Source organism: Moorena sp. SIO4G3 (assembly GCF_010692305.1).
GTDB classification, from domain to species: Bacteria; Cyanobacteriota; Cyanobacteriia; order Cyanobacteriales; family Coleofasciculaceae; genus Moorena; species Moorena producens_A.
Map to the genome: position 1 here is coordinate 1 of NZ_JAAHIG010000381.1, position 8,180 is coordinate 8,180.

The 8,180-nt window shown below is 44.8% G+C and carries 6 protein-coding genes; 3 read left to right on the forward strand and 3 right to left on the reverse strand.

Going from position 1 to position 8,180, the window contains the following annotated elements; genetic code table 11:
* Positions 1 to 336 precede the first annotated feature (336 nt).
* A complete protein-coding gene (locus F6J99_RS37215; RefSeq protein WP_293120814.1) occupies positions 337 to 969 on the forward strand; it encodes a phosphoribosylanthranilate isomerase in 633 nt (210 codons plus the stop codon).
* A 100-nt stretch (positions 970 to 1,069) separates the two neighbouring features.
* Here the strand turns inward: F6J99_RS37215 and F6J99_RS37220 are convergent, their stop codons facing one another.
* Together F6J99_RS37220 and F6J99_RS37225 are read right to left on the reverse strand one after the other, a co-directional pair.
* Positions 1,070 to 3,070, reverse strand: a complete 2,001-nt coding sequence (locus tag F6J99_RS37220) for a DICT sensory domain-containing protein (RefSeq protein ID WP_293120816.1) — start codon at positions 3,068 to 3,070, stop codon at positions 1,070 to 1,072.
* Positions 3,071 to 3,193: 123 nt separating this feature from the next.
* Complete coding sequence (locus F6J99_RS37225; RefSeq protein WP_070392321.1) at positions 3,194 to 3,826, reverse strand: pentapeptide repeat-containing protein; 633 nt, start codon at positions 3,824 to 3,826, stop codon at positions 3,194 to 3,196.
* 475 nt (positions 3,827 to 4,301) lie between these two features.
* Between F6J99_RS37225 and F6J99_RS37230 the strand changes: the two genes are divergently transcribed.
* Entirely contained in the window at positions 4,302 to 5,327 is a 1,026-nt protein-coding gene (locus F6J99_RS37230) for an Hpt domain-containing protein (RefSeq protein ID WP_293120819.1), read from the forward strand.
* A gap of 22 nt (positions 5,328 to 5,349) precedes the next feature.
* On the opposite strand, the gene F6J99_RS37235 is transcribed toward F6J99_RS37230, so the two are convergent.
* A complete protein-coding gene (locus F6J99_RS37235; RefSeq protein WP_293120821.1) occupies positions 5,350 to 5,871 on the reverse strand; it encodes a hypothetical protein in 522 nt (173 codons plus the stop codon).
* A gap of 232 nt (positions 5,872 to 6,103) precedes the next feature.
* Between F6J99_RS37235 and F6J99_RS37240 the strand changes: the two genes are divergently transcribed.
* Positions 6,104 to 7,675 (forward strand): GTP-binding protein, encoded by a 1,572-nt coding sequence (locus F6J99_RS37240; protein ID WP_293120823.1) that lies wholly within the window; start codon positions 6,104 to 6,106, stop codon positions 7,673 to 7,675.
* The last annotated feature ends 505 nt before the right edge of the window (positions 7,676 to 8,180 follow it).

Genomic DNA, 8,180 nt, shown 5'->3' on the forward strand with positions numbered 1-8,180 from the left:
AAAAGGCCGGTCATAGACCGAGATTACCTAGGAGCCGTGTGAGGGGAAACCTTCACGCACGGTTCTGGAGCGGAGGTGCCCCGGATAATACCGGGCATCGACCGTAACAAATAGCAACGAGGGTCGTAAAGCGCCAAAGTTCTGGACGACCGCCTAGAAGCTGGGCTTGCTTGTGTGACCTGTGGACTAGAGGTAGTTCAAGGTTAGCATAAGACACCACCACCTGGCTATCGCCACGCTACGCGAACGGCTTGCCAGGTGGTGGAGCTTCATGAGCGAATAGCGAAAATCGAAATTAACGAGTAACGAGTAACAAGGAACAAGTAACAAGTAACAATGCGTGTAAAAATTTGTGGCATTACGAAACCGGAGCAAGGAGATGCGATCGCAAAATTGGGAGCAACAGCATTAGGCTTTATTTGTGTACCAGGCTCTCCTCGTTACGTTACACCCCAGCAAATTCGAGGGATGGTCAACCACTTGTCCGTATCAGTTGACCGCATTGGTGTGTTTGCTAATACCTCTACGGAAGAAATCACTCAAATTGTCGCTGATTCAGGGATAAATGCCGTTCAGCTGCATAGTAATGAATCCCCAGAATTTTGCCAAAAGCTGCGCCAAGCGTTACCAGAGATTGAAATTATTAAAGCCTTAAGGATAAGAACTCCAGAATGTTTACATCAGGCAGATAGTTATTTAAGTTGTGTAGATACACTATTGCTAGATGCTTACCATCGACAAATGTTGGGCGGCACTGGTAAAACCTTAGACTGGCAAAGGCTGCGAGAATTTCGTCCCACTATCCCTTGGTTACTTGCTGGTGGCTTGACACCGGATAATGTCTTAGATGCCCTAACCCTACTGCAACCCAGTGGGATTGATTTATCCAGCGGTGTAGAGCGAACACCAGGTGATAAAGATTTAAAAAAAGTTACTCGGTTGTTCGAGAAATTAGGATCAAGAGTTTAAGGTTGAAGGTTTAAATTTAAATGTTTAATGTTAAGTGTTAAATGTTAAAAGCTGAAGGGTTAATGTTAAAGGGTAAATGTCAACAGTTAACAGTCAATACTCAATACTCAATACTCAACAAGGTTTGGGATGATTCCAATGGAATGGTAAAGTGGAATTGACTACCTTGATTTTTCCCCTCAGACTTAGCCCAAATTTTTCCACCCATACCTTTAATAATCTGACGACAGATAGCTAGACCAAGACCTGTGCCACCAACAGTGCGTCGGAGTGAATCTTCCTCTTGATAAAAACTTTCAAATATTGCGTCTAGCTGACTCGGTTCAATACCCCTACCAGTATCAGCTACAATTACTTCTAGCATAGGATTACGGTGGCGATTCTTGGTTATCAATCCCACCGAATCAGGTTGAGTTTCATTAATTTGGGCTTGGATAGTGATTTTACCCCCTGGCTCAGTAAACTTACAGGCATTATCTAGGAGTTTGGTTAAGACTTCTACCAATCCTTCACCATCTGCTAGGACTGTAGGTAACACAGAGGGTAGTTTAACGTTGATTTCTGGTAGTGTATCTGGTGACCAAATTGATCTCAGAGCAGAAAGAGCCAAGTCTAGGACTTCGATAATCTGGATGGATTCAGGGTAACGGGATGTCTGACCACTTTCTAACTTAGACAGAGTGAGGAAATCTTGAATCAGTTTACGCATGCGCTCGGCATCGGTTAACGCCGTATCAAGCATAGTTTGCCGAAACTCCGTTGGCATTTCTGGTTCACTCTCTAAACTTTCTAGGCACACTCGGATAGTGGATAAGGGAGTTCGTAATTCGTGACCAACGATAGCAATCAGATTATTGCGGGTTCGTTCTAGGGCTTCTAGTTGGTTATGGAGTTCAGTTAAGTCAGTATAAGCTTGGGCTTGATTCAACGCTACCCCAGCTTGAGTTGCGATCGCTTCTACTAAATCAATATCGTCTTCGAGCCATCTATAGGGTTCCGAACCCCCATGGTGGAGTTCCAGCATCCCCAGCAGTGTTCCTTGATAGTGTATTGGTACCAGTAACCAAGATCGAATCTGCCAACGCTCAATAGTTGTCCTCAGAGCTGGGTTATTGTGTAAGTTGGGAGCTCCAGTAACATCAGCAATGGCAATGGCTCGTTCCTGAGCTAGAGCGACTTGAATTAGAGGATTATCTGCTAACGACCACATCTGTCCAGTGAGGGACGGTAAACCAGAAGCAACCGATTCATACTCAATTTTTGCTTGCTGGTCACTAGGACTACAGCGGTAAAGCAGGCAACGGCAAGAATTAAAGGTGTTTCCTAACTCCTTTACTGTCGCTGCTAGAACATCTTGGGGATTAAGGGAGCGACGGATGGTGGCGGTGATGGCATTAATCAGACGCTCCTTGCCTTCTTTGGTGCTGAGGACTCGATAAGCTTTCAGGAGCTTATATTGACTCGCTTGCAAATAAGTTACCAGCCGCTGAGCAAAAATACTAATATCAATCCCTGCACTGGTCAGCAACAATGTTTGCTCTGGGACTTCTGTAGTCAAACCATAGCGCTGCCATACCTGCTCAACTTTTGGGGCTAGTTCTGGTCGATAACTAGCAATCCGTCCCAGTAAAAGTCGAGCAGCATGAATAGTAACCCGGGGGTCAAAGGACCAAAATCCCTCAAACCTGCGCGCCTGCTCCATGGAAGTTGCTGGTGTTAGTTGTTCTCGACAAATTAGGCAAGCTGTATACTTCTGCGCCAAAATCACCAGGTGCCACTCTTGGGCAAGACCATCATTTGGGTCTAAGGGGATAATTTCTAAGGAGTCTTCAACCAGAGCAAAGCCAGACTCGGATTCTGGTGCCGCCAGCACATAAACTTGGTTTGTACGTTGGGCAATTCGCTGATAGCGGTGGACTTCCTGACGATAAAACTTCTCATGCTGGAAATTGGCAATCACCAAGGGAGAGTCATCCACTGCTAGCACGAGGTCTTCCATGGCATGAGAAAGAGCTGTCAAGGAAGATTTGAAGTACATTTGGCAGCGCACATCTGGTAACTCTTGCCGTAAATCCCCCAGTAACGAATTCGGATTATTCACCTAGAAATCCCTCCCTAATTAGTCCCACTCCACCTATGAGGGGGATAGTTTTACCTCAACAAACTCTCTTGATCAAACCAACCCTTTTGATCAAACCAACCCTTTTGATCAAGGGATTACTTATTAGTTATTAGCTGTTAGCTTTTCGAATTTTGAATATTCACTAGTCAGTTGATCTGGTACCGTTGCCCCAGAAAGCTCAGCCTGACCCAAATCTACATTTGAGAGAGTAACCCGTCTCAAATCTACCTGACTCAAAATTGCTCCACTCAAGTTTGCTTGAGAAAGGTCAGCATCACACAGATTTGCCCTAGTCAAGTCTGCCTGGTGCAGACAAGCACCAGTCAAGTTAGCCCCTCTTAAGTCAGCGTAGCGTAGGTCTGCCCTGGTTAAATTGGCTCCTCGCAAATCGGTATCCTCAAGAAGGCTTAATCTTAAATCGGCTCGGGTTAGAATGGCTTGGCGCAGGTTTACTCTGGTAAGATTCGCCCGAATCATAAATGCCTGACTCAAGTTAGCCTGCACCAGAGAGGTTTTTTTCAAATTAGTTCGCCACAGTTTCGCTCCTGTCAGATTGGCCTGATTAAGGTTGACTTCCTGTAAAACCGCGAGACTCAGGTTGGCATCAGCTAGGTTGACTCGTCTGAAAATTACTCCAGTCAGATTGACTTCACTCAGGTTGATTTGCTGGAGATCTACTCCACGGAAATCCGTCTCACCTGCTGAATAACGCTCTAGAAGCTCATTAGTATCCATTTGGGGTATCCATAGCTGGCAGCTGCGCCAACATGACATAGTGTTACTTTTAATGTAACATAATGTTAAGAATACTTTTTGTATGTAAAGGATTATGTTATATTTGGGAGTTTTATCTAGAGATAAGCTATTCTTATCGGTGCCTGCAATGAATTGGTGATAGAATATGAAGCTTACCCGAACAGGTAAGTGTCTGCTTCAAGCTAACCCTAGCTATTCCTTGTGCTTTTAAGCTCGCGTAAAGTCTTTGCTGACTTGGTGTGGGATGCCACAATAGAGATCCAACTCAAGATCTAAGAGCAGTTTTCACAATTGATAGCCCAATAGCTGATTTGGAGGTAAGCTCAGAATAAGCTGTTGCAGTAAGCAACGCTGTGGTCTACTGATTTGAAAACTGCGTTCACCAGATCGAATGTTGCTCTGATGATTATCATCAATCTGTTGTGATTAGCCGTTCTGATAAGGAAAAATTGCCGTGGAAGCTGGGAATCAGCAAAGGATTTTAGGCTATTTCATTGAAGAAGCGAAAGAACACCTGGAAACCATTGAACAGGGACTGTTAAATCTGGGCTCAGTGGTCAATGAACCAGAGACGGTTAATGAATTGTTTCGCGCTGCTCATTCTGTTAAAGGCGGGGCGGCGATGTTGGGGTTTACAAGTATTCAAAAGACTGCCCATCGTTTAGAAGATTCTTTCAAAGTACTTCAAGAGAATAAGATTCAGGTTGATCAACAGCTGGAGACTCTGTTTTTAAAGAGTTATGATACCCTCAAAGCGTTGATTGATCTGTTGGAAGGACCGTTTGGGTTTGAACAAAGTGAAGCAGAAAAAACTCTAAAAGCAGCTCAGCCAGGCTTTGAACAATTACAGAATTATCTCAAAACTTTGGTCAGTGGTGAGAGTCAATTACCAGCGGCAATGGCTTCTAGCTCTGCTGCTGAAAAAGCGATTCGTTCTGATCAAGTTTCGACTAGCAAAGGGTCTTCTTCAGCAAAAGGTAAATTTCCTCCAGACTTTGGGCCGAAGGTGATTAGCCTGCTTAAAGATATGCTAGAGCTGTTTAAACAATCTTCCACACCAACCAATCGCCAAAAACTCCAAAAGCTTTGTAAGCGTCTGGCTCAACTGGGGGCTGGGATTGGTAGTTGGCATAAATTAGTGGGAGTTTGCCATAAAGCGATCGCAAATCCTAAAAACTCCTATATCCAGTTAGCACCATTAGTGATCAAAGAACTCAAAGAAGCTAGTGACCAGTTGCAAGCAGCACAGGGTAATCTAGACGAGTTGCGAAAGGCAGCGGCTGCGATCGCTCCAAGTTCAGCACTGCAAAAACTAGCAGCTGTAGGATCGACTGGGCGAAGCCGAACCACTAAGGGTAAGGAAATTACTATTGTGCTAGAACCAAAAGCCGCCGCCAAGGTACTCATCCAAGCCTTTGATAAACCCCAGCTGTCAAAACTGGTTAAGTTACTGATTCCAGCAACTCGTGCTTCTTCCTAGCCCAACAAGCTGGGTTTTTTCATTACCTTCCTAAGTACCGTGATGCCAGCTGCATGGCATCATAAATATCCACATCCCCATCCCCATCAGCATCTAGAAAGCCACTGAGTACAGAATTAGAACCAAGGGGATTCTGAGTATTGGTGCCAGTCTTGAGGAAATTCAACACCACGGGTACCAGGGTGGGTAGCATGGCTTGAATGATACCAGCATTAATGCCGGTCTTGCTGGTAATTTCTCCAACAAGCTCTTGGATCTGAGGCGCACTAAAGAGCATATTGACCACTTGAGAACTAGCACCAATGCCACCAAATTGATTAACTAGTGCTTGTACCTGCTCATCTCCTTCATTTCTGCGCTTTTGTTGCAGCGCTGAACGCACATACTTACCTACAATTGAGGTGGCAGATTGCACCGCTGAGGTATTGGTGTGATGGTTACCACTCAACTGCTGTACCGTGTCCAGAATATCCCCTAGCTGACTAGAACTAGCTTGTTGTGTAGGACTATTAATGGCACTGAGAATACTATTGAATAAGTTCATTATTTTTTAACGGATTTAAACAGTCAGATGTGAACAGTTGTTTGCCAAATCAATTATAAATTGCTGATATATATAGCGAAAGGCAAGAGGCAAGACCGCGCTGCATCAAGACGGCAAGAGGCAAGAGGGGAAAGATATCCGGAGTTTTATTGCACAGCCTCTTGGGTTCAGAAGATGGGGGAATTCTTGCCGGATCTTCTAAGATTAATAATTAAAACCTATCCTATCTTCCATGCCCCTGCCACGTCTACTAACCCTAATTATTGGCCTCATTATTATTCTGGGGCTAATGCTTTGGTTGATTAATGGTATATACCAACTATATATCCAAATTTCCTTTACTGCTCCGGTACTGGCTAATTTACTGCTGCTGTTGGTGATTACCTTGCTAGGGCTACTAATATGGGCCTTAATCTACACCATGGGGTTATTTGGTAAATCCCGGAAACGTCCAGGTAAGGGTCGTCTGGAACCTAAAGCCCCGGAGGTGAAAACCGAAGCAGCAGAAGAAACCCTTAAAGCAGTAAGGCAACAGGTCAAACAGATTCAGGATGAAGTGTCACGGCAAGCGATGCTGCGTCGCTCTGAGGAAATTGAAGCTATCCTCTCCCGTGGGGAACTGTTAGTGGTAGTGTTTGGTACTGGTTCAGCGGGGAAAACTTCTCTAGTCAATGCTTTGATTGGTCGGATGGTGGGTGAAGTCGGTGCCCCCATGGGAACGACGGAGGTTGGGGAAACCTACAAACTAAAGCTGAAAGGATTAGAACGCCCGATTCTGATTACTGATACACCAGGAATTTTAGAATCTGGTGTGGTTGGGACTCAGCGAGAGCAATGGGCACGACATCTGGCAACGGAAGCGGATTTGTTGTTGTTTGTGGTGGATAACGATTTACGACACTCAGAGTATGATCCATTCGAAAAATTGGCACAGATTGGGAAGCGATCGCTTCTGGTCTTCAATAAAATTGACTTGTACACCGAACAAGACTCAGAAAGGATTCTAGCACGATTGCGCCAGCGAGTAAGGGGTTTTATTGCTGCTTCAGATGTAGTGGCGATCGCAGCCAATCCCCAGCCTGTTACCCTAGAAAATGGTCAACTTTGCCAACCTGAACCGGAAATTTTGCCCTTAATTCGTCGCTTAGCGGCTGTATTAAGAGCAGAGGGAGAAGAGTTGATTGCTGATAACATTCTGCTACAATCCCAACGCTTAGGCCAAGAAGCTAGACACATCCTCAACAAGCAGCGCAAGCGAGAAGCAGAGAAAGTGGTGGAACGGTTCCAGTGGATTGGGGCGAGTGTAATTTCTCTGACTCCTTTACCCGTGGTGGATTTGTTAGCAACTGCAGCAGTCAATGCCCAAATGGTAGTCGAAATTGGCAAAATCTACGGCTGTGAACTGAATATGGAACGGGGTAGGGAATTAGCCCTATCCTTGGGAAAAACCTTAGCTAGTTTGGGTATTGTCAAGGGAGCGATTCAAATCCTTAGCACTACACTAAGGTTGAATCTTGCCACCTATGTTGTGGGCAAAGCCATTCAGGGGGTAACCGCTGCTTATCTAATCCGAATTGCTGGGAAAAGCTTTATTGAATACTTCCGCAATGACCAAGACTGGGGAGATGGAGGGATGAGTGAAGTGGTGCAAAAGCAGTTTCAGTTAAACCAGCGGGATGAGTTTATTAAAGCCTTTGTCAGTGAAGCGATCGCAAAAGTAGTCCAACCTCTGACAGGAAAATCAGAAGCCCAATCACCAATCGACGAAAGGGACGAAATCAAGGACAATGGCAGGAAATCCTAAACTCCAGCCATTATGGCTATCAAATCGACTCAAATTCTTGTTTAATGAAATAGAGTAGATTCAATGTTTTCTCCAGTCCCCCATGCCCCTCACATCAATGGGGGATTTCTTTTTATCTATTGTTTTCTATATCGTTTTCTCAAACAGACCCATTGACTACCTATAGTCAAAGCTCTAGGTAGCAAGTTTAACCCTGCCACGATGTACAGCATGGAGCAACCTGTCGATGGAGTCTCTCTCTTCGGAGGTGAGTGAATCTTGCAATAGAGCTGACATCAATCCATATCGATCAGCAAGAGTTATTTTTCCAGAGCTGCTAATTTTAGCAAATAGTTCTGGTATTGCACCGGGAATAAGATGAGCTGGAGCCAACATTAGACTATAGGGTAATGGCTATTGTTTATATTTGTAACCTTTTTCCGGAGCTTGGGGGTGTGGGGCTATACCCCCTGTGATATTAAGTCTGCTTGAATACCCACTTTACTTCTAAGCGTGGGTCTTTTCA

Excerpts from the sequence above, each read along its gene's own strand:
- F6J99_RS37240 (WP_293120823.1), top strand. The coding sequence starts at position 6,104 with ATGCCCCTGCCACGTCTACTAACCCTAATTATTGGCCTCATTATTATT.
- F6J99_RS37235 (WP_293120821.1), bottom strand. The coding sequence starts at position 5,871 with ATGAACTTATTCAATAGTATTCTCAGTGCCATTAATAGTCCTACACAA.
- F6J99_RS37225 (WP_070392321.1), bottom strand. The coding sequence starts at position 3,826 with ATGGATACTAATGAGCTTCTAGAGCGTTATTCAGCAGGTGAGACGGAT.
- F6J99_RS37215 (WP_293120814.1), top strand. The coding sequence starts at position 337 with ATGCGTGTAAAAATTTGTGGCATTACGAAACCGGAGCAAGGAGATGCG.